Below are 19,472 nucleotides of genomic sequence, written 5' to 3' on the forward strand. Positions count from 1 at the left end.
TTGAGAATGTGCGATGTTCTACTCGGGGAATGAGCACCCACGACCCCTCAGGCCCCCAGCCGGAGGGGGGCGGCAAGCCCTCCTTCGACAAGCAGTCCCCGCAGCCGGGCGGCGGCACGCCGGAAGGCGAGCCGTCGGGCCCGACCCCGTCCGAAGGCCCCGGCGGAGGCTCGTCCGGAGGTTCGTCCGGAGGTTCGTCCGAAGCGCCGGACGACGGCCCCGGCGCGTACCAGGGCACCTACGGCGGGAGCCCGTACGGCGGCCGGACCCACGGTCAGAACCCCTATGGCCAGAACCCCTACGACCAGCCCCCGCCCGGCTACGGCACCGGTTACGGCCCCGGCGCGTACGGGACCCCCGGCGCCGGGCCCGTGCCCGGCATGCCGCCGATCGGCACCTGGCCCAAGCGGATCGTCGCCCGGCTGATCGACTACCTCATCATGCAGATCATCGCCGTGGTCGTGGTGGCGCCCTTCGCCGACCTCAGCGAACGCAACGGCTCCACCGAGGCGTTCTGGCTCGCCTGCGCCCTCTACCTCATCTACGAGGCCCTGATGGTCAGCCGGGACGGCCAGACCCTCGGCAAGAAGGCGATGAAGATCCGCGTCGCCATGCTCATCGACGGCAACACCCCGACCCAGGCCGCCGCCTGGACCCGCGCGGCGGTCTTCATCCTCCCGGCCGTGCTCTGCTGCGCCGCGCTCTGGTGGATCATCGACGGGCTGTTCGGCGTCTTCGACAAGCCGTACCGGCAGTGCGTCCACGACAAGGCCGCGAAAACCGTGGTGGTCACCACGGAAGTCTGAGCGGCGGCACGGAACGCGCCCGCGCCCGGCAGCGGATCAGCGCTGCCGGGCGTACGCGCGTTCGGCGGGTGCTCCGGCCCCGGTGGCGGACTCGGCGGCGGCCCCGGTGGTCGCCGGGGCGGCGAGCGGGCCGGCGGGGGAGGCCATGGACGACGCGGACAGCGAGAGCACCGTCACCACGGTGCCGAGCGCCAGCGCGAACACGACCAGCACCGCCACCGCCAGGACGCCATCGGCGCCCGAGACGGCCAACAGTGCCACCGTGGAGGCGACGACGGTGAACGAGCCGAGGCAGACCTGGGCAGCGGAGGGACGCGGCATGGCGGAGATCCTTCGCACGTCGGGGGAACGGGCGCGGGTTGGGGCCGGTTCCAGGAGTCCTACCCGGCACGGGAGTTCGGGAACTCCAGGCTAGGCCACCCGTCCGGGGGCACAGGGGGCGCACGGGCTCACCCCGGGGTCGTCCGCCCCGGTCTGTACGGTGAACCGGAACCTGTCCGCACCACGCGCCGCACGCACCACCACACACCGGGGGAACCGACCGTGCCCATTCCCGCCGACTGGCCCGCCACCGAGGCCGAGGCACTCGCCGAACAGCAGCGGCTGCGCCCGCTCGTCCAGGCCCACGACGACGAGGTGCGCGGAGGGGAGGCCGGGGCCGGCGGAACCCGGGACGGCGACGCGAGCGTCGGCCGGCTGATCGCCGGCGTGGACGTCGCCTACGACGACGACCACGACCTCGTCGTCGCCGCCGCCGTCCTGCTCGACCGGGACACCCTGGACGTCGTGGAACAGGCCACCGCCACCGGCCGGATCGCCTTCCCCTACGTCCCCGGACTGCTCGCCTTCCGCGAACTCCCCGCCGTCCTCGACGCCCTGGCCGCCCTCACCCGCACCCCCGACACCGTCGTCTGCGACGGCTACGGCCTCGCCCACCCCCGACGCCTCGGCCTCGCCAGCCACCTCGGCGTCCTCACCGGACTGCGCACCCTCGGGGTCGCCAAGACCCCCTTCACCTTCGAGCACCACGCACCCGACGCCCCCCGCGGCTCCTGGACCCCCCTCACCGACCCCGCCACCGGCGAAGAAGTCGGCCGCGCCGTACGCACCCGGCCCGGCGTCAAACCCGTCTTCGTCTCCGTCGGCCACCGGATCGGCCTCGACACCGCCGTCCGAACCACCCTCGACCTCGCCCGCCGTTACCGCCTCCCCGAGACCACCCGGCACGCCGACGCCCTCTGCCGCCGTGCCCTCACCGAGGCCCTGCACGGCCGGACGACCGCGAACTGACCAAGCCCGGGGCGGGATTCGGGCCCGGTGTGTTAGACATGAGACACCGGGGCCCGGCCCCGACCGCCGAGAACGGACGCACGGGGGTGCCGACATGGGATCAGGCACGGGCACGGGTTCCGGCACGAGCACGGGTACCGGCTCCACCGGCGGCGCCGGCCAGGGCTACCGCGTCGAGGTCGAACAACTCCGCACCTTCGCCGGCCAAGTACGGCTCCTGCTCGCCGACTTCCAGAAGCACGCCGACGGCACCGACACCCACGGCCGCAGCGGAATCGGCAAGAACGCCTTCGGCACCTTCGCCGAAGCCACCGAGATCCACGGCCGCTACAGCACCATGCGGGACGCGCTGCGCGACGTCCTCAACCAGCTCCAGGACGCCGTGGACGAAGCCCAGCAGAAGGCCGACCTCACCGCCACCAACTACGAGGAACACGACCAGCACACCGCACAGAAGCTCAAGCTCAGCGGTGACGGCTGGTCCGTCGACCACCCCTCCGCGACCAGCCAGGCCGCGCGCGAGAAGAACCTCACCCCGTCCCACCGCGGCAACGCCACCATCTGACCGCCGCCCGCCCGGACCAGAACGGAGGCCGTCCCGCCCGTGGTCTACACCGACTTCACCAAGTACAGCCACGCCCAACTCCGCACCATGGCCCAGGCCCTCGACCCCGGCGCGGTCATGGCCGCCGGCGACCCCTGGCGCACCGCCGCCGACACCCTCAAACGGATCCGCCTCACCCTCACCAAAGCCAGCACCGAAGCCGCCACCACCTGGGAAGGCACCACCAGCGACGCCTTCCACACCCGCATGCTCAACCTCGCCGCCAGCATCAACAACGCCGCCGCCTACGCCAACGACGCGGCCAACATCCTCCACAGCGTCTCCGAAGCCATGGCCAAGGCCAAACGCGAGATGCCCGAGGAACCCGGCACCTGGGACAAGGTCAAGGACAACGTCGGCGACGGCGTCTCCGCCCTCTTCGGCGACGGCGACGACGAACACATCCCCATCGCCGACCGCAAGAAGGCCGAAGCCGCCACCGTCATGCAGACCCTCGCCATGCACTACCGCATCGCGACCCCGGCCCTGAAGGCTCCGCCACTGACGGCGACCGGAAAGGTCGAGAAGCCAGCTGATCCGGGATCGCAGGACGACGCGGGGAACGTGGCCGCAATGGTGTCGGCGGTGGTGTCGGGCACCTCGTTCGGAACGGGGGGAGCACCGGCGCGGTCGACGACTGCCGCTACACCGCAACGGGCCAACGCCTCGCGGCCTTCGGTGACGGCTGGTTCCGCGGGGAGGCAGGCGGCAGCCCCGACCGACCCCGGTGTCAAGGGTGGGACGGCGCAGGCCCCGCCGAAGCCTTCGACCACGACGAGCCGCGGTCCCGATGCAGGCATCTCCGGTACTCCGGTGCCCCGTCCGAGCGGGAGCGTGCCGAGCCCCCCGACCTCCGGCACCCAGACCTCCGGATTGGGCGGGGTGCCGGTCACGGACCCCGCGCGTGGACCGATCTCGGGTGGAGGAGGGCAGACCGTGGTCAGCCCTTCGGGGCCGACCACGCAGGGTCCGCCCGGCCCGCCCGGATTCGGCGGTAGCGGTGAGATGCCAGTACAGGGCGCCGGGTCGCGCGGGGGCCGGGCTGTCGCCGTCGGTGGGGAGGAGTCCCATCCGGCGCTCGGAGCCGGGCGCGGTGGTGTGTCCGGGGCAAAACAGGGCGGTGGGGCCGTGGCGGGGCCCGGGGGTTCCGTCCGGCAGACACCGTATGACATTGGGGCGCGCGGCAAACAAGCCTTCACGGAGGGCGGCTCCGGGCTGGGGGCGCGAGGCCGGCTCAGGGGTGAGCCAGGAGGCACGGGTGCGAACGGCATGTCGCCTGGTGTCCCACTGAGTGGGGCACCAGGGCGGAAGAAGGACGGGGAGAAGGGCGGCAAGCGACCGGACTACCTCGTCGAGGACGAGGAGACCTGGGCGTCGAACAAGCCGGCCAACCCGAACGTGGTGGAATGAGGCCGGTCCGTAGACGGACAGGTGATCTGATCGCATCCCGCAGGTCGGTGATCTGCGGGATGCCTCGTTACGTGAGGTGACCGGGTTTGGCGAGCCGTCAGGTGGCGCGTGGTACGGCGGCCCTTGCTGCTGGGGCATTGGCCTGGAGCGTCGTGGCACCGGCGGCATCCGCGGATCAGATCAGAGACCAGCAGTGGGCCCTGAAGACCTTCGAAGCCGAGACGAAGGTCTGGCCGATCAGCCAGGGCGAGGGTGTCGTCGTTGCGGTGATCGACAGCGGGGTGAACTCGGAGCATCAAGACCTCACCGGTCAGGTGCTGCCCGGTGCCGACTTCTCCGGTACGCGATCGGACGGGCGCATTGACGCTGATGGCCATGGCACCGGTATGGCGAGCCTGATCGCAGGACACGGGCACGGAGCGCAGGCCGGAGTGATTGGTCTGGCCCCGAAGGCGAAGATTCTTCCTGTGAGGGTGAGGACGAGCGAAGGCGGTCCCATCCCGGAGCAGAACGATCTGGCGACGGCAATCCGCTTCGCCGTCGACCGCCAGGCGAGGGTCATCAACATCTCCCTGTCAGGTGGTTCGCGATTCGACTCGCAGACGCGAAAGGCCATTGCGTACGCAATCTCCAAGGACGTCGTACTGGTCGCCGGAACGGGCAACGATGGTTCCAGCAGCGGCGTGGGGTATCCGGCGGCCTTTCCCGGAGTGGTGGCCGTGGGGGCGTTGGACTCCACGGGAATCGTGTGGGACGAGTCCACGTCGGGTTCCGAGACGACGCTCGTCGCGCCTGGCGTAGGGATCAATCACGCCTCGGCGAAGTCGCCGACGAGTTATGCGACCGGGAGCGGCACCTCGGATTCCACCGCTTACGTATCCGCCACTGCCGCGCTCATCCGTTCCAAGTACCCCAACCTGTCGGCCGGGCAGGTGATCAATCGGATGATCAAGTCGGCCACTCCTCCCGCCAACGGGACGGTGGTGCCCAACAACCACTACGGCTACGGGATCCTCGCGCCCGCGAAGGCGCTGGAGGCGAATCCTGCCGTGGACAGCGGGCCTCTGGAGAACCCGCTCGTGAAGCGGTCGGAGTCGCGGGGTGTCCCGCCGGCGGATGACGCGACGGACGAGCCCACCGCGGAGCCGCCGGTGCCGGAGGCCAGTGGTGGCCGGAGCGGTGACGACACCGGGCTCGTGATCGGTGCGGTGGCGGCGGGTGCGGTGGTGCTCGCGTTGTCGGCCGTCGCGGTGGCGCGGGCCCGGCGGCGGAGGGGGTAGGGGGCGGTCGGGTCGGTGGGGGGTGGCAGCAATTCGGTGGGGGGTGGCGGCATTGCCGCTGGTGGGGCGGTCGGGGTGGCGGCCATGCTGGGCGCATGAGCACTTCTGAGAACGCGACCGACGCGACCGGTACCGCCCGCGCCGCCCGTACCGTCGGTGCCGGGGGGATCGTCCCGGACACCAAGGACTGGACCTGGGTGCTCGAACGCCCGTGCGCCGAATGTGGGTTGGACACGCCGAAGGTGGTGTGCGAGGACGTCGCGGGGATGGTGCGGGCGAACGCGGGGGCCTGGGTGGCGCTGCTGGCGGGGGACGAGGGGGCGCTGCGGCGGCGGCCGGAGCCGGGCGTCTGGTCGGTCCTGGAGTACGCGTGTCACGTCCGGGACGTCTTCCGGCTGTTCGACGTCCGGCTGGGGCTCATGCTGGACCAGGACGACCCGTTGTTCGCGAACTGGGACCAGGACGAGACGGCGGTCGCCGAGCGCTACGGGGAGCAGCTGCCGGGGGTGGTGGCCGGGGAGCTGGCGGAGGCCGCCGAGCGGCTGGCCGCGGCGTTCGAGCGGGTGGCGGGCGAGCAGTGGCGGCGGACCGGGACGCGTGGCGACGGGGCGCGGTTCACGGTCGAGTCGTTCTCGCGGTACCTGATCCACGACCCGGTGCACCATCTGTTCGACGTGACGGGCGAGCGGGTCTGAGACGGCCCCGGGGCGGGGAGGCGCGCGAGGCGTTCGGGGGGCGCGTGCGGCGCGAGGTCACCAGCCGGAGGCCTCGCGCAGCATGGTGCGGCGCAGTCGGCCGGCGACGCTGGCGGCGTCGGTGCCGATGACGTCGGCGATCTCGGGGGCGGCGAGGCCGACGACGTAGTGCAGGATGGCCAGGTCGTCGTCGGCGGGGTGGCGGTCCGGGTCGGGCGTCTCACGCCGGGTGTGCTCGGCCACGGTGCCGCGCAGGATCTCCCAGGCGTGCGCGGTGGGGTTGGAGCTGCCCATCAACTCGCGCCAGTGCACGGCGATTTCGGCGAAGGCCTGCTGGACGGCGCCGGCCGCGTCGCTGTGCTCGGTCAGCCACACCCGGGCGTAGCTGAGGTACCGGGGGCGGTGGAGCTCGCAGAACGCGGTGAACTCCAGGGGTACGTCCTCCGGCTCGCCGGGCCCCGGGGGTGGCTCGGCGGACGTCGCATGACGGTTGGTCATCTCGTCTTCTCGGCAAGGGAGATGGATTTCTGACGGTCGATCATCTGTGCTCACTCTACGGTAGGCCCTCGGTGCGCTGGGTGACCAATCCGATGGAATGCCCGGAACCCGCCGCCGTCCGTCCGGTTCCGGTGACGACCGGGTGCGGCGGGGCGGCTGAGCGGCCGGGCAGGAGCCGGCGGGGGACCGGCGCGGGCCGGCGGGGTGGTGCTGCGCAGTGGCGGGGGAGGCGTAGTTGCGAGCGTGTCGCAGCTGGTCAGAGGGTGTAGGACGACTATGACTGCAAGGCAGTTGATGTGCCACCGTAGGGCCTGGGGAGGCTGACGTCCACGCCCACGGCGCGAAGGCGCTCCCGCACAACCGTCCGCGCAACCGCGCTCGCAGCCGGGGCGGCGGTGGTGTGGCCGCGAGCCCGGCTGTGGGTACGGGCGGGGGCGTCCGCGGTGTCACGACCACACGCATGGCGGTATCCGGGACTGCGGGGGTCCGGTCGGCCGGGGTGCCGGCGGGTGCCGGGCGGGTGGGCCGTGCCCCGGCGGCCTGAACGTGGCCTCGGCGGCCGGGGCGGAGGGACGGGCCGTGCGGTCGCCCGTCGGGGTGTCGTCAGGAGGTCGTCCGGGCCTCCGACGGGGAGGCCTGGTCGGCGGCGGTGTCCCGTTCGAGCTGGGTGGGGAAGGATTCGACGGCCCGCCGCCGGGCCGCCTGCGCGGCCGCCGCAGCCGCGACCGCTGCCGCCGCTCCGGGGGCGGCCTCCTCGCGCTCGCACCGGAGCGCCGGACCGGTGGCGTGCGGGACCGCGGCGTGCGGACCGGTGGCATGCGGGACCGCGGCGTGCGGGTCGGCGGCGTGCGGGTCGGCGGCGTGCGGAACGGTGGCCAGCGGGCCGCCGGCGTGGCCCGCGGCCCGGCCCGAGGCCGCCCGGCGGCGGCGGCCGACCGCGGCCCGGGCGGCGTGTTCCTCGGCCGCCTGTCTAGCGGCCAGGTAGGCCTGCACCGCCGCCATGCCGTAGACCGGCTGGATCAGCTGCTGGCCTTTGAAGAACGGTCTGGCGGGGGCGAACCCGGCGGCGACCACGAGGTCGCGGATCTCTGCTATCTCGGCCTCACTGCGGGCGGTGAAGCGGACCTCCCAGCCCTTCTTGTACGTATGGCCCTTCTCGCCGCTGCGGCGGGCGGGGTCCGGGCGGCGGACGTATCCGGGCAGGCGGCCGAGGCGGAGCTGGGCCGCGCGGAGGCCGGCGGTCTCGTCACGTGACATGACGCAAGCCTAGGCAATCCCCGGGGCGGGATTGACGCCTGGAGGGTCCCTCGCCGTATGCCCTTGGTCACTCTGGGTCAGACGACCAGGTCGGTGATCGTTTTCGATCAGGTATGACAACCGTATGAGCGTCAATTACTCCAAATGGGTGAGGGTATGAGGACTTTAGTGCGGGCTGGTCCCGGTTTCGCGACGGTTGGGTAACAGTGCGTCAGGCTCCCGGTCGCAGGTCCGGGTCGTTGGGGATGGTGTCCGCATGAGCTACCGGATCCCCTCCCCTCCGCCGTCGCTGGAGGAGCTGGCGAAGCGTCAGCAGAACGTCGTCACCGCGAGCCAGCTGCGCGCCCGGGGCGTGCCGGCCCGGGTCATCACCGAGCACTGCCGCCGGGGCGGTCCCTGGCAGCGGATGCTGCCGCGGGTCTACCTGCTGCAGTCCGATGGTCCCACCCCGGAGCAGCGGATCTGGGCCGCGCTGCTCTACGCCGCGCAGAACGGCCGCGAGGAGGGCCGCCGCGAGGGCGCGGTGATCACCGGCGCGGCCGCGCTGGCGCTGTACGGCTTCGCGGCCGTGCCGCGGCTGCCCGCGGTGACCGGGGTGGACGTCCTGGTCCCCCGCCAGCGCCGGCTGAAGGACGTCGGCGAGGTGCGGATCCGGCGCACCGAACGGGAGTTGGTGGCCCGCTCGGTGCACGGACTGGCCTGCGCGCCGGTGGCCCGGGCGGTCGCGGACGCGCTCGGCGAGTGGACGGCGGACCCGCATGCCGCGGCGCCGGTGCGCGAGGTGCTGCGGGAGGCCGTCTCCCGGCCGGAGAACGGCTGCACGGTACGGGAGTTGGCCGCCGAGCTGATCGAGTCCGGGCTGACCGGCGAACCGCGGGTGCGTGCCGCGCTGGACGAACTCCTGGCCGCCGAGCGGGACTCGGTGCTGGAGCGGGTCGGCCACCTGCTGGACGAGTGGCTGCTGCCCGTCCCGCTGAACGCCCCCGAGCTGCGGATGCGCGGCGGCACCTACATCGCCGTCCCGGACCTCTACTGGCCGGAGCGTGGCGTCGCGGTGGAGGTGGACTCGGACCTGCGCTGCGTCAGCGAGGGCGAGGCCGCCTGGGTGCGCGGCGGGCAGCACCGGATGGAGTACCTGGGCATCCGCGTGGTGTACGTCTCCGGCGCACGGCTGGCCGCCGACCCGGACGCGGTCGGCGGCGAGCTGCGCGAGGCGTACCGGTTCGGCGGTACGGACGTGGTGGAGCTGCTGGTGGTCTGAGCCCCGCGGCGCCGCCGGTGCGCTGCCGCGGGGGTCCGGCGCCGCTGGGGTCGTGGCGTCGCGGGGCGTCCGGCGCCGCGAGGCGTCAGGAGCGGACCACCGGGGTGCCGACCAGCTCGACCCCGGCCGCCCGCAGCTCCTCCAGCGCGGCGGCGGTGGTCTCCGGCGCCACCCCGGCGGTGAGGTCCAGCAGGACGCGGGTGGTGAAGCCGGCCCGGACGGCGTCCAGCGCGGTCGCCCGGACGCAGTGGTCGGTGGCGATCCCCACCACGTCGACCTCGTCGACCTGGCGCTCGCGCAGCCACTCCACCGGGCCGCGGGCGTTCTCGTCCAGTCCCTCGAAGCCGCTGTACGCCGCCGAGTGGGCGCCCTTGTCGAAGACCGCCTCGACCGCGCCGGAGATCACGGCGGGCGCGAAGTTGGGGTGGAAGCCCACGCCTTCGGTGCCGGCCACGCAGTGGACGGGCCAGCTGTGGACGTAGTCCGGATCGGCGGAGAAGTGTGCACCCGGGTCGATGTGGTGGTCGCGGGTGGCGAGGATGTGCTGGTAGCCGGGGGAGGACTCGGCGATCAGGTCGGTGATGGCGGCGGCCACCTCGGCGCCGCCGGCGACGGCCAGGCTGCCGCCCTCACAGAAGTCGTTCTGAACGTCGACGACGATCAGTGCCCGGTGCATGGCTCGCATCCTCGGATGTCGGGGGCCCGCCGGCGGCGGCGCCCCGGTGGGGGAGCCCTCGGGAGTACTCGGCCCGGCGGTGCGGGGCTCGGGGGGTTCTCGGGGAGCTCCGGGGGAACTCTACGGCTGACTCTAGGGAGTGCCGCGCGGGGGCGGAAGTCCCGGGGACCGCTCGGGTGGCCGGACCGGGGTCTCCCGCCCGATCGCGGGTCCCGCCCGGTCGCGGGACCCGTGCGGGTCAGGACGCTGCGTCAGGGCAGGCCGTCAAGGCAGGCCGTCAGGGCAGGGCGTCAGAGCACCACGTCGGACGGCAGCAGCAGCTCGGTCGGCAGCACCGGGTCGCCCTTGGAGAGCTGGGTGGCCGACAGCGGCAGCCCGGCGCGGGCGCGGACGTGGCGATCGCGGGCGGCGGTCAGCGGCTCCCGGCCGACGGTCTCGCCGGCCCGGACCAGCGGCACCTGCAGCAGGTGCGGCCGCAGCTCCGCCGGGACGGGCCCGGTGCCGACCACCTCGGCCTCGGCCACGCCCTCGGCGTCGGGCCGGCGGGCCGCCCACTTGCGGCCGCCGATGCTGGTCTTGCCCCCCGCCGCGCGCTTGGCCACCGGCACCAGCGGCCCGCCGTCGGCCCCGGCGCGGGCGACCAGCTTGTAGACCATCGCGCAGGTGGGGTGCCCGCTGCCGGTGACCAGGCTGGTGCCGACGCCGTAGCCGTCCACCGGGGCGGCGGCCAGCGCGGCGATCGCGTACTCGTCCAGGTCGGAGGTGACGATGATCCGGGTCTTCTCGGCGCCCAGCTCGTCCAGCTGGCGGCGGACCCGGTGGGCCAGCAGGGTGAGGTCGCCGGAGTCGATCCGGACGGCGCCCAGCTCGGGGCCGGCCACCTCGACCGCGGTGCGCACGGCCTCGCGCAGGTCGTAGGTGTCGACCAGCAGCGTGGTGCCCTTGCCCATCGAGGCGATCTGCGCGGTGAAGGCGTCCCGCTCGCTGTCGTGGACCAGGGTGAAGGCGTGCGCGGCGGTGCCGGTGGTCGGGATGCCGTGGGTGAAGCCGGCCTCCAGGTCGGAGGTGGCGGCGAACCCGGCCACGTACGCGGCCCGGGCGGCGGCCACGGCGGCCTGCTCGTGGGCCCGGCGGGCGCCCATCTCGATCACCGGGCGGCCGCCGGCCGCGGCGGTCATCCGGGAGGCGGCGGCCGCGATGGCCGAGTCGTGGTTGAGGATCGACAGGATCACCGTCTCCAGGATCACGGCCTCGGCGAAGCTGCCCTCGACGGTGAGCAGCGGGGAGCCGGGGAAGTAGACCTCGCCCTCCGGGTAGCCGTGGATGTCGCCGCGGAAGCGGTAGTCGGCGAGGAAGCGCAGCGTGTCCTCGTCGACCACGCCCTGGCCGGCCAGCCAGTCCAGCTGGGCGGTGGAGAAGCGGAAGTCCTCGACGGCGTCGAGCACCCGGCCGGTGCCGGCCATGACGCCGTAGCGGCGGCCGCTCGGCAGGCGGCGGGTGAACACCTCGAAGACGGAGCGGCGGTGCGCGGCCCCGCTGCGCAGGGCGGCCTGCAGCATGGTGAGCTCGTAGCGGTCGGTGAGCAGCGCGGTCGAGCCGGCCGCGCGCACTGAAGTGGCGTCCATGAGGATGATGCTACTACCACTTAGCGTCAGAGTGACGATTTCTCGCCGGGCGGACCGGGCCGGAATCGCCCGGGTGTCCCCCGGATGGCAGCATGGGGCGTGAGGAGCAACGGACGAGTGTGCAGCGAGGAGGACCCGGCGTGAGTGTCGCGCCCGCGGAGATCGAGCGCCCCGAGGTCGAGGGGCTGCCGGTGGCAGAGCCGGACACGCCCTGGGTGACCATCGTGCACAACGACCCGGTCAACCTGATGAGCTACGTCCAGTACGTCTTCCAGGCCTACTTCGGCTACCCGAAGGACAAGGCCAGGGAGCTGATGATGGACGTCCACACCAAGGGGCGGGCGGTGGTCTCCAGCGGTTCCCGCGAGGAGATGGAGCGCGACGTCCAGGCGATGCACGGCTACGGCCTCTGGGCGACGCTGCAGCACGACTGACGCCGGAACCGCCGGCCGTACGACCGAAGACGACGAAGACGGGCTGACCGATACAGATGGCTGGGTTGTTCGAGAGCACCGGCGGTGGCGGCGCGGCGATCGCGCTGGACGAGTGGGAGGTCTCCATCCTCCGCTCGCTGGAAGTGCAGTTGCTGGAGCTGATCGGCCCCGGTCCGGGCGGGGAGGGCGGCGACCCGCTGGCCGCGCTGTTCGCCGAGGGGCCCACCGAGGCGCCCGCCGACCCGGTGCTGGCCCGGTTCTTCCCGGATGCCTACGGCGACCCGCAGAAGACGGAGGACGACGAGTCCAAGGCCGCGTCCGGGGAGTTCCGCCGCTTCACCGAGCTGGACCTGCGGGCCCGCAAGCGGGACGACGCGCTGTTCGTGGTCCGGGCGCTCGACGGCCTCGGCGGCGACGGGGTGCTCAAGCTGGGCACCCCCGAGTGCCTGCGCTGGCTGGGCGCGCTGAACGACCTGCGGCTCGCGCTCGGCGTCCGGCTGGAGGTCACCGAGGAGGACGAGGAGGGCCTCTACGCGCTGCCGGACGGCGACGAGCGCAAGCCGCTGGTGATGGCGTACCTGTGGCTGGGGGCGATGCAGGAGTCGCTGCTGGAGGCGATGGGCGACTGAGCCGCCGCGGGCGCGCGGCCCGTGCCGCCGGGCGGCGGGGTCGGGCGGCGTGCACCGGGGTGAACGGGCCATGGATCCCGGAGGATCCGTAGGTGAACGGGGAGCGGCCGAGTCCGCTCCCGTTCGCGTTTCCGGGGCGATCGTGCCCGGTTTCGGGCAGGAGTCGGCGCTTTCGTCCAGCATGTGGACGATCATCCTGAGCTTTTCCGGTCAAAATGGGACGAATGTGAGCAGGTCATGCTCAGATAACGCTCAGATGGACACCGCTATCCGGATGGTGCGTGGTACGACTTCTCCACCCCAGAGACCGACCAGGACGGTGCACCCATGGCCGAGAAGCCGTACGACCACGTGGTCGACACCACGCCGGACGAGGAGGGCTACGAGCGCGGGCTCGGCAGCCGCCAGATCCAGATGATCGCGATCGGCGGAGCGATCGGCACCGGCCTCTTCCTCGGCGCCGGCACCGCCATCTCCAAGTCCGGCCCGAGCCTGATCCTGTCCTACGCCGTCGCCGGCGTGGTGATCTTCGCGATCATGCGAGCCCTCGGCGAACTCCTCACCTACCGCCCGGTCTCCGGCAGTTTCGCCGAGTACGCGCGGGAGTTCCTCGGCCCCTTCGCCGGCTACGTGACGGGCTGGACGTACTGGCTGTTCTGGGTCGTCACCGGCATGGCGGAGACCACCGCCGCCGCCGTGTACGTGAAGTTCTGGGCGCCCGGCATACCGCAGTGGCTCAGCGCGCTGACCTTCCTGGTCGTCCTCTACGCGGCCAACCTGATCTCGGTGAAGCTGTTCGGCGAGATCGAGTTCTGGTTCTCCATGGTCAAGGTCACCGCCATCATCGGCATGATCCTGATCGGCGTCGGCGTGCTCACCCTCGGCTTCAGCAAGGCCGGTGACACCGCCTCGATCACCCACCTGTGGGAGGGCGGCGGCTTCTTCCCCAAGGGCATCGGCGCCACCGTGATGACCCTTCAGATCGTCATGTTCGCCTACCTCGGCGTCGAGCTCGTCGGCGTCACCGCGGGCGAGAGCGAGGACCCCGAGAAGACCCTGCCGCGCGCCATCAACACCCTGCCCTGGCGGATCGTGCTGTTCTACGTCGGCGCCCTGGTCGTCATCCTCTCGCTCGTGCCGTGGACCGAATTCCAGCCCGGCGTCAGCCCGTTCGTCGCCGCCTTCGGCAAGATCGGCATCCCGGCCGCGGCCGGCATCATCAACTTCGTGGTGCTCACCGCCGCGCTCTCCTCCTGCAACTCCGGGATGTACTCCACCGGCCGCATGCTGCGCGACCTCGCCCTGCGCGGCCAGGCCCCCGGCCGGCTCACCAAGCTGAACTCCCGGCGCACCCCGGCCTTCGCGATCACCGTCTCCAGCCTGCTGATGGGCGTCGGTGTGGTGCTCAACTACCTCGTCCCGGCGCGGGCGTTCGAGTACATCACCTCGGTCGCCACGGTCTGCGGCCTGTGGACGTGGGCGATGATCCTGATCTCCCAGATCCGCTACCGCAAGGCCTGGAAGCGCGGCGACCTGCCGGCCCCCTCCTTCAAGGCCCCCGGCGGCGCCTGGGTCAGCTGGGCCGCGCTCGCCTTCCTCGCCCTGGTCGTGGTGCTGATCGGCCTGGACGAGGACAGCCGGATCTCGCTGTACGTCTTCCCGGCCTGGGCCGTGCTGCTGGTGGTCGGCTACCGCCTCCTCAAGAGCCGCAACCCGCAGGCCGTCGACGGCCCCGCCGAGGACCGCCAGTACGCGCACGAGGGCGGCTGAGCCCGGCCCGTACGGACACCGGGACCGGCCCGCGGACACCCGCTGACCGCGCCTCGGACGCCCCGGCGGACACTCGCCGGGGCGTGGCTATCCTGACCGCATGCTGACCATCACCCGAGAAATCCGCGACCGGATCGTGGCCCACGCCCGCGCCGACCACCCGGACGAGGCCTGCGGCGTGGTCGCCGGACCGGCCGGCAGCGGACGGCCCGAGCGGTTCATCCCGATGCTGAACGCCGCCCGCTCGCCCACCTTCTACGAGTTCGACTCGGGCGACCTGCTCAAGCTCTACCGCGAGATGGACGACCTCGACGAGGAGCCGGTGATCGTCTACCACTCGCACACCGCGACCGAGGCCTACCCCTCGCGCACCGACGTGAGCTACGCCTCCGAGCCGTTCGCCCACTACGTCCTGGTCTCCACCGCCGACGGCAACGGCGAGGAGGACCCCTACCAGTTCCGCTCGTTCCGCATCGTGGACGGCGAGATCACAGAGGAAGACGTCCAGGTCGTCGAGGCCTACCAGGCCTGACCGGTGACCGCCCGGACGTGGCCCGCCGACCTCCCAGCACGGGTCGGCGGGCCGCCGTCGTCTCATCCCTGGGAACGGAAACATCCGGATCCCGAGACGGGCATGTCGGTGCGGGGCCGGGAATCTATACGATGAGCCCATGCGTTCCGTCGATGTGAGCAACCAGGCCCCGGGCACCCGCCTCGTGGCGCGCCTGCACATCGACCTGTGCCGGCACGCCGGTGCGATCTGTCCCGGCACGCCCGCGCGCTCGCGCTGAGAGCCGCCCCGCCCCACCCGGGCCCGCCGCCCTCCGGCGGCGTCGAGCCCCGGGCACCCTCCGCCCTGCCGCGCCCCTCGCGGCCCACCCACTCCACGACTCGCACAGGAGCGCACCCATGGCCATCGAGGTCCGCATCCCGACCATCCTCCGCACCTACACCGACGGCGCCAAGGCCGTCGAGGGCAACGGCAGCAACCTCGGGGAACTCTTCGCCGACCTCGACGCCCGCCACCCCGGCATCGCCGCCCGCCTGGTCGAGGGCGGCGAGCTGCGCCGCTTCGTCAACGTCTACCTGAACGACGAGGACGTCCGGTTCCTGGAGGGCATCTCCACCGCCCTCGCCGACGGCGACAGCGTCACCATCCTGCCCGCCGTGGCCGGCGGCGCCCGCTGACCTCCCGGTTCCCCCGTCGCCGGCGGGGGAACCACCTCTCGTGACCCTCACCGCCGTGTGACCCTCACCGCCGTGGCCGGAGGCCTCCCTTGCGTTACGACAGTCCGCTCGAAGCCGTCGGCAACACCCCGCTGGTCCGCCTGCCGCGGCTGTCCGCCGCCGTCCCCGGCAACGCCGACGGCCTGGTCAGCCTCTGGGCCAAGCTGGAGGACCGCAACCCGACCGGCTCGATCAAGGACCGTCCGGCGCTGCACATGATCGAGCGCGCCGAGGCCGAGGGCCGGCTCACCCCGGGCTGCACGATCCTGGAGCCCACCAGCGGCAACACCGGCATCTCGCTCGCCATGGCCGCCAAGCTCAAGGGCTACCGGATGGTCTGCGTGATGCCCGAGAACACCAGCGAGGAGCGGCGCGAACTGCTCCGCATGTGGGGCGCCGAGATCATCCCCTCCCCGGCGGCCGGCGGCTCCAACACCGCCGTCCGGATCGCCAAGGAGATCGCCGCGGAGCACCCCGACTGGGTGATGCTCTACCAGTACGGCAACCCCGACAACGCGGGCGCCCACTACACCGGCACGGGCCCCGAGATCCTCGCCGACCTGCCGACCGTCACCCACTTCGTGGCCGGCCTCGGCACCACCGGCACCCTCATGGGCGTCGGCCGCTACCTGCGCGAGAAGGTCCCCGGCGTGAAGATCGTCGCCGCCGAACCGCGCTACGACGACCTGGTCTACGGGCTGCGCAACCTGGACGAGGGCTTCGTCCCCGAGCTCTACGACGCCGAGGTGCTCACCACCCGCTTCTCGGTCGGCTCCGCGGACGCCGTCCGCCGCACCCGCGAACTCCTGCAGCAGGAGGGCATCTTCGCGGGCGTCTCCACCGGCGCCATCCTGCACGCGGCGATCGGCGTCGGCCGCAAGGCCGCGGCCGCGGGGGAGCGCGCGGACATCGTCTTCGTGGTCGCGGACGGCGGCTGGAAGTACCTGTCCACCGGCATCTACACCGCCGAGACCACCGAGGCGGCGGTCGAGGCGCTGCAGGGCCAACTCTGGGCCTGATCCGGCGGGCCCGACCCGGGGTGGCCCCGGCTGGTTCGGCACCTCCGGCACGATCCGAAAGAGGACGATCCGAAAGCGACAGGCCCTTAGTTCAGCACCTTCTGCGCCCGGGCCCACACCTGCCGGTCCACCGTGCCGGCCCGGCGGCGGAAGGCCGACAGCGGTACCTCGCGAAGCTCGTCGGTCTCCAGCCAGCTGGCCCGGCCCTGCCGGTCGCCCACCGAACCGGGCGGCAGCGGCAGCACGCCGGGGCGCTCGGCGTGGTGCTTGCTGGTGATCTTCGCGACCGTCGCGGTCCGGCCGCGCACCCGCAGCACCAGGCACGGGCGGTCCTTGGACCCGGGGCCGTCCTCGAACGGCACCTCCGCCCACCAGATCTCCTGCGGCTCCGGCCCCGCCTTGGTGCTCGGACGCGGCCGCGGGCCGGTCGGCCCCGCCGGGCGCGGCGCCGGGCGGGTGCGCCGCACCAGCACCGCCGTGACGGCCGCCATCAGCGCGATGCCGGCCAGCGCCAGGACGACCCAGGTAGCAGTCATGCCGTTCATGCGGCGAACCGTACCGGGCCCGGGGTGAACGCCACCAGCGTGACGGCTGTGACAGTTGAGTATTTGTCCGCGCGTTGCTCCCGGTTCGTCACGGAACCGCCACCGTGCCCGTGCTGCGGCGGACACTCCGCCCGCACCCGGACAGGCTGCGTCACGAACGTCCGCCCCCGTTCCGGAGGTGCCCCGTGGTTCGTAGCGCCGAGCTGTGGTCCTACACCGAGATCGCCCGCCACATCAACGTCCAGCCCGAGACCGTCCGCACCTACCGGCGGCACGGTCTGCTGCCCGACCCGGACCTGACCGACGACACCGGCCACCCGCGCTGGTACCCCGACACCATCCGCGCCTGGGCCCGCAACCGCCCCCGGCACCGCTGATGCCCGCCCGCGCCCGCTGATGCCCGCCCGCGTCGGCTGATTCCCGCCCGCGTCCGCGCCCCCGTTCCCGTCCCCCGGCGTTCTGGTGATTCCAGCCACAGCCCGGCACGGGGACGGGGGCAAAGTGCCGCTCCGCCCTTACCCTCGACACACCAACGCAGTGCTACCGGCCGGTCCACCGGCCCGGCCTGCCGTTTTCCATGCCGTTTTCCAACAGCAGCCAGGACGTGTCGGGGCGGAGGGGCTCGGATGAAACTGACCGTGGTGGGGTGCTCGGGGAGCTTCCCGTCCGCCGACTCGCCCTGCTCCAGCTACCTGGTCGAGGCCGAGGGCTACCGCGTCGTCCTCGACCTCGGCAACGGAGCCCTCGGCGCCCTGCAGAAGTACACCGGCCTCTACGACGTCGACGCCGTCCTGCTCAGCCACCTGCACGCCGACCACTGCGTCGACCTGTGCGCCTACTGGGTGGCCCGCAACTACCGCGCCGAGGGCTGCCCGGAACTGCTGCCCGTGTACGGCCCGGCCGGCACCGCCGAGCGGCTCGCCCGCGCCTACGACATGCCCGAGAACCCGGGGATGAAGGAGGTCTTCGAGTTCCGCACCCTGCACCCCGGCCGCTTCGACCTCGGCCCCTTCCGGATCGAGGTCGTCCGGGTCAACCACCCCGTCGACGCCTTCGCCTTCCGCCTCGAACACGGCGGCCGCTCGCTCGTCTACAGCGGCGACACCGGCGAGAGCGCCGAACTCGTCGAACTCGCCCGCGACACCGACCTCTTCCTCTGCGAGGCCGCGTACATCGACGGTCGCGACACATACCAGGCCGTCCACCTCAACGGCCGCGAGGCCGGCGAGCACGCCACCGCCGCCGGCGCCCGCAGACTCGTCCTCACCCACATCCCCCCGTGGACCGACGCCGAGCACAACCGCCGCGACGCGGCCGCGGCCTACGCGGGCCCGGTCGAGATCGCCCGCGCGGGCGCGGTGTACGAGCTCTGAGTCCCGAGCTCGGAGTCCCGAGCCCTGGGTCCCGAGCCCTGGGCCCTGAGCCCTGGGTCCTGAGGTCTGGGCCCTGAGCTCTGGGCCCTGACCGGGTCGGCAGGTCAGACCACCGGGGTCAGCCAGTGCCGGTAGCGCGGGTCGGCGCCCGTCACGGCCGCGAGGTAGGCCTCCCGCAGCCGGGTGGTGACCGGGCCGGGGGACTCGGGCAGGGCGCGGTCGTCCAGGGCACGAACCGGGACGACGCCCGCGGCCGTACCGCAGACGAACACCTCGTCCGCCGCGTAGAGGTCCGAGCGCAGCAGGCCCTCGACCCGGACCTCCACGCCCAGGTCACGGGCCAGGGTGAGCACCGTGTCCTGGGTGACGCCCTCCAGCGCGCCCGCGCTCGACGGGGGCGTGCGCAGCACCCCGTCGCGCACGGTGAACACGTTCTCGCCGGTGCACTCGCTCACCGTGCCGTCCGGGCCGAGCAGCAGGGCCTCGTCGTAGCCCGCGTCATTGGCCTCCCGGCGGGCGAGCACCGCGTTCAGGTACGGGCCGGTGGCCTTCGCCGCGGGCGGCACCGCGTTCGGGTCGTTCCGCCGCCAACTGCTCGTCTTCACCGTGATCCCGCCCTCCGCGTGCGGGAGTTGGCCCAGCCACTCCCAGCTCGCGATCGACACCTCGACCGGCGAGGCCCGCATGTCGATGCCCATCGAGCCGTAGCCGAGGAACGCGAAGTGCCGCAGATAGCACTCCCGGTGGCCGTTGGCGCGCACCAGGTCCACCGTCGCCTTGGTCAAGTCGGCCAGGTCGTAAGGGAGTTTCATCCGGATCATCCGGGCGCTGCGGTCCAGTCGGCGCAGGTGCTCGGGCAGCCGGAACACCGCGGGGCCGTCCGACGTGGCGAACACCCGGGTGCCCTCCAGCACCCCCGTGCCGTAGTGCAGACCGTGCGTGAGGACGTGCACCCGGGCCTCCTGCCAGGGCACCAGGGAGCCGTCCAACCAGATCGTCGAAGCTTCGGGAAGAGCCATGCCGCCCATCCTGCGCGCCGACGCGCCGCCGGTCAGCCCGCCCGGGCCGACCGG

General features: G+C 72.7%; 23 protein-coding genes. 16 read left to right on the forward strand and 7 right to left on the reverse strand.

Annotated features, from left to right (window positions below):
* Window positions 1–29 precede the first annotated feature (29 nt).
* Window positions 30–806 (forward strand): RDD family protein, encoded by a 777-nt coding sequence (locus tag ACIRD3_RS22865; protein WP_402219581.1) that lies wholly within the window; start codon window positions 30–32, stop codon window positions 804–806.
* 36 nt (window positions 807–842) lie between these two features.
* On the opposite strand, the gene ACIRD3_RS22870 is transcribed toward ACIRD3_RS22865, so the two are convergent.
* Window positions 843–1,127 carry a hypothetical protein gene (locus tag ACIRD3_RS22870; protein ID WP_402219584.1) on the reverse strand — a complete coding sequence of 95 codons (285 nt, stop codon included), beginning with the start codon at window positions 1,125–1,127 and terminating at the stop codon, window positions 843–845.
* A gap of 222 nt (window positions 1,128–1,349) precedes the next feature.
* On the opposite strand from ACIRD3_RS22870, the gene ACIRD3_RS22875 reads away from it, so the two are divergent.
* From ACIRD3_RS22875 to ACIRD3_RS22895, 5 genes are all read left to right on the forward strand, one after another.
* Window positions 1,350–2,096, forward strand: a complete 747-nt coding sequence (locus tag ACIRD3_RS22875) for an endonuclease V (RefSeq protein WP_402219587.1) — start codon at window positions 1,350–1,352, stop codon at window positions 2,094–2,096.
* A 94-nt stretch (window positions 2,097–2,190) separates the two neighbouring features.
* Entirely contained in the window at window positions 2,191–2,661 is a 471-nt protein-coding gene (locus ACIRD3_RS22880) for a hypothetical protein (RefSeq protein WP_402219590.1), read from the forward strand.
* 39 nt (window positions 2,662–2,700) lie between these two features.
* Window positions 2,701–4,110 (forward strand): hypothetical protein, encoded by a 1,410-nt coding sequence (locus tag ACIRD3_RS22885; protein WP_402219593.1) that lies wholly within the window; start codon window positions 2,701–2,703, stop codon window positions 4,108–4,110.
* Between the two features lie 86 nt (window positions 4,111–4,196).
* Window positions 4,197–5,390: a type VII secretion-associated serine protease mycosin gene (gene mycP / locus ACIRD3_RS22890; RefSeq protein WP_402219595.1), complete on the forward strand. Its 1,194-nt coding sequence runs from the start codon at window positions 4,197–4,199 to the stop codon at window positions 5,388–5,390.
* Between the two features lie 95 nt (window positions 5,391–5,485).
* A complete protein-coding gene (locus ACIRD3_RS22895) occupies window positions 5,486–6,085 on the forward strand; it encodes a DinB family protein (RefSeq protein WP_402219597.1) in 600 nt (199 codons plus the stop codon).
* 57 nt (window positions 6,086–6,142) lie between these two features.
* On the opposite strand, the gene ACIRD3_RS22900 is transcribed toward ACIRD3_RS22895, so the two are convergent.
* A complete protein-coding gene (locus tag ACIRD3_RS22900) occupies window positions 6,143–6,583 on the reverse strand; it encodes an RNA polymerase sigma factor (protein ID WP_402219598.1) in 441 nt (146 codons plus the stop codon).
* Window positions 6,584–7,186: 603 nt separating this feature from the next.
* The gene (locus ACIRD3_RS22905; protein ID WP_402219600.1) at window positions 7,187–7,840 is read right to left on the reverse strand and encodes a hypothetical protein; all 654 of its coding nucleotides are present in this window, start codon (window positions 7,838–7,840) and stop codon (window positions 7,187–7,189) included.
* A gap of 256 nt (window positions 7,841–8,096) precedes the next feature.
* Here ACIRD3_RS22905 and ACIRD3_RS22910 point away from each other — a divergent pair, with 256 nt between their 5' ends.
* Window positions 8,097–9,101: a hypothetical protein gene (locus tag ACIRD3_RS22910; RefSeq protein ID WP_402219603.1), complete on the forward strand. Its 1,005-nt coding sequence runs from the start codon at window positions 8,097–8,099 to the stop codon at window positions 9,099–9,101.
* A gap of 85 nt (window positions 9,102–9,186) precedes the next feature.
* On the opposite strand, the gene ACIRD3_RS22915 is transcribed toward ACIRD3_RS22910, so the two are convergent.
* Entirely contained in the window at window positions 9,187–9,777 is a 591-nt protein-coding gene (locus ACIRD3_RS22915) for an isochorismatase family protein (RefSeq protein WP_402219606.1), read from the reverse strand.
* A 290-nt stretch (window positions 9,778–10,067) separates the two neighbouring features.
* Window positions 10,068–11,402 (reverse strand): nicotinate phosphoribosyltransferase, encoded by a 1,335-nt coding sequence (locus tag ACIRD3_RS22920; protein WP_402219608.1) that lies wholly within the window; start codon window positions 11,400–11,402, stop codon window positions 10,068–10,070.
* Between the two features lie 140 nt (window positions 11,403–11,542).
* Here ACIRD3_RS22920 and clpS point away from each other — a divergent pair, with 140 nt between their 5' ends.
* From clpS to ACIRD3_RS22955, 7 genes are all read left to right on the forward strand, one after another.
* The gene (gene clpS / locus ACIRD3_RS22925) at window positions 11,543–11,836 is read left to right on the forward strand and encodes an ATP-dependent Clp protease adapter ClpS (RefSeq protein WP_402219611.1); all 294 of its coding nucleotides are present in this window, start codon (window positions 11,543–11,545) and stop codon (window positions 11,834–11,836) included.
* Window positions 11,837–11,892: 56 nt separating this feature from the next.
* Entirely contained in the window at window positions 11,893–12,465 is a 573-nt protein-coding gene (locus ACIRD3_RS22930) for a DUF2017 domain-containing protein (RefSeq protein ID WP_402219613.1), read from the forward strand.
* A 327-nt stretch (window positions 12,466–12,792) separates the two neighbouring features.
* The gene (locus tag ACIRD3_RS22935) at window positions 12,793–14,235 is read left to right on the forward strand and encodes an amino acid permease (protein WP_402219616.1); all 1,443 of its coding nucleotides are present in this window, start codon (window positions 12,793–12,795) and stop codon (window positions 14,233–14,235) included.
* 100 nt (window positions 14,236–14,335) lie between these two features.
* Complete coding sequence (locus ACIRD3_RS22940; protein WP_402219619.1) at window positions 14,336–14,767, forward strand: Mov34/MPN/PAD-1 family protein; 432 nt, start codon at window positions 14,336–14,338, stop codon at window positions 14,765–14,767.
* A gap of 139 nt (window positions 14,768–14,906) precedes the next feature.
* Window positions 14,907–15,026: a putative leader peptide gene (locus tag ACIRD3_RS22945; RefSeq protein WP_317621128.1), complete on the forward strand. Its 120-nt coding sequence runs from the start codon at window positions 14,907–14,909 to the stop codon at window positions 15,024–15,026.
* Between the two features lie 118 nt (window positions 15,027–15,144).
* A complete protein-coding gene (locus ACIRD3_RS22950; RefSeq protein WP_030257420.1) occupies window positions 15,145–15,423 on the forward strand; it encodes a MoaD/ThiS family protein in 279 nt (92 codons plus the stop codon).
* An 89-nt stretch (window positions 15,424–15,512) separates the two neighbouring features.
* Window positions 15,513–16,481 (forward strand): PLP-dependent cysteine synthase family protein, encoded by a 969-nt coding sequence (locus ACIRD3_RS22955; RefSeq protein WP_402219623.1) that lies wholly within the window; start codon window positions 15,513–15,515, stop codon window positions 16,479–16,481.
* A gap of 86 nt (window positions 16,482–16,567) precedes the next feature.
* On the opposite strand, the gene ACIRD3_RS22960 is transcribed toward ACIRD3_RS22955, so the two are convergent.
* Window positions 16,568–17,026 carry a type II toxin-antitoxin system PemK/MazF family toxin gene (locus ACIRD3_RS22960; protein WP_402219625.1) on the reverse strand — a complete coding sequence of 153 codons (459 nt, stop codon included), beginning with the start codon at window positions 17,024–17,026 and terminating at the stop codon, window positions 16,568–16,570.
* 185 nt (window positions 17,027–17,211) lie between these two features.
* On the opposite strand from ACIRD3_RS22960, the gene ACIRD3_RS22965 reads away from it, so the two are divergent.
* Together ACIRD3_RS22965 and ACIRD3_RS22970 are read left to right on the forward strand one after the other, a co-directional pair.
* The gene (locus tag ACIRD3_RS22965) at window positions 17,212–17,403 is read left to right on the forward strand and encodes a MerR family transcriptional regulator (RefSeq protein WP_402219628.1); all 192 of its coding nucleotides are present in this window, start codon (window positions 17,212–17,214) and stop codon (window positions 17,401–17,403) included.
* A 249-nt stretch (window positions 17,404–17,652) separates the two neighbouring features.
* Window positions 17,653–18,399 (forward strand): MBL fold metallo-hydrolase, encoded by a 747-nt coding sequence (locus tag ACIRD3_RS22970; protein WP_402219631.1) that lies wholly within the window; start codon window positions 17,653–17,655, stop codon window positions 18,397–18,399.
* Between the two features lie 104 nt (window positions 18,400–18,503).
* Here the strand turns inward: ACIRD3_RS22970 and ACIRD3_RS22975 are convergent, their stop codons facing one another.
* Entirely contained in the window at window positions 18,504–19,418 is a 915-nt protein-coding gene (locus ACIRD3_RS22975) for a branched-chain amino acid transaminase (RefSeq protein WP_402219634.1), read from the reverse strand.
* Window positions 19,419–19,472: the final 54 nt, after the last annotated feature.

This window comes from Kitasatospora sp. NPDC093550, assembly GCF_044764985.1.
Classification (GTDB): domain Bacteria; phylum Actinomycetota; class Actinomycetes; order Streptomycetales; family Streptomycetaceae; genus Kitasatospora.

Excerpts from the sequence above, each read along its gene's own strand:
- ACIRD3_RS22865 (WP_402219581.1), top strand. The coding sequence starts at position 30 with ATGAGCACCCACGACCCCTCAGGCCCCCAGCCGGAGGGGGGCGGCAAG.
- ACIRD3_RS22870 (WP_402219584.1), bottom strand. The coding sequence starts at position 1,127 with ATGCCGCGTCCCTCCGCTGCCCAGGTCTGCCTCGGCTCGTTCACCGTC.
- ACIRD3_RS22880 (WP_402219590.1), top strand. The coding sequence starts at position 2,191 with ATGGGATCAGGCACGGGCACGGGTTCCGGCACGAGCACGGGTACCGGC.
- ACIRD3_RS22895 (WP_402219597.1), top strand. The coding sequence starts at position 5,486 with ATGAGCACTTCTGAGAACGCGACCGACGCGACCGGTACCGCCCGCGCC.
- ACIRD3_RS22900 (WP_402219598.1), bottom strand. The coding sequence starts at position 6,583 with ATGACCAACCGTCATGCGACGTCCGCCGAGCCACCCCCGGGGCCCGGC.
- ACIRD3_RS22905 (WP_402219600.1), bottom strand. The coding sequence starts at position 7,840 with ATGTCACGTGACGAGACCGCCGGCCTCCGCGCGGCCCAGCTCCGCCTC.
- ACIRD3_RS22910 (WP_402219603.1), top strand. The coding sequence starts at position 8,097 with ATGAGCTACCGGATCCCCTCCCCTCCGCCGTCGCTGGAGGAGCTGGCG.
- ACIRD3_RS22915 (WP_402219606.1), bottom strand. The coding sequence starts at position 9,777 with ATGCACCGGGCACTGATCGTCGTCGACGTTCAGAACGACTTCTGTGAG.
- ACIRD3_RS22920 (WP_402219608.1), bottom strand. The coding sequence starts at position 11,402 with ATGGACGCCACTTCAGTGCGCGCGGCCGGCTCGACCGCGCTGCTCACC.
- ACIRD3_RS22930 (WP_402219613.1), top strand. The coding sequence starts at position 11,893 with ATGGCTGGGTTGTTCGAGAGCACCGGCGGTGGCGGCGCGGCGATCGCG.
- ACIRD3_RS22935 (WP_402219616.1), top strand. The coding sequence starts at position 12,793 with ATGGCCGAGAAGCCGTACGACCACGTGGTCGACACCACGCCGGACGAG.
- ACIRD3_RS22940 (WP_402219619.1), top strand. The coding sequence starts at position 14,336 with ATGCTGACCATCACCCGAGAAATCCGCGACCGGATCGTGGCCCACGCC.
- ACIRD3_RS22945 (WP_317621128.1), top strand. The coding sequence starts at position 14,907 with ATGCGTTCCGTCGATGTGAGCAACCAGGCCCCGGGCACCCGCCTCGTG.
- ACIRD3_RS22950 (WP_030257420.1), top strand. The coding sequence starts at position 15,145 with ATGGCCATCGAGGTCCGCATCCCGACCATCCTCCGCACCTACACCGAC.
- ACIRD3_RS22960 (WP_402219625.1), bottom strand. The coding sequence starts at position 17,026 with ATGAACGGCATGACTGCTACCTGGGTCGTCCTGGCGCTGGCCGGCATC.
- ACIRD3_RS22970 (WP_402219631.1), top strand. The coding sequence starts at position 17,653 with ATGAAACTGACCGTGGTGGGGTGCTCGGGGAGCTTCCCGTCCGCCGAC.
- ACIRD3_RS22975 (WP_402219634.1), bottom strand. The coding sequence starts at position 19,418 with ATGGCTCTTCCCGAAGCTTCGACGATCTGGTTGGACGGCTCCCTGGTG.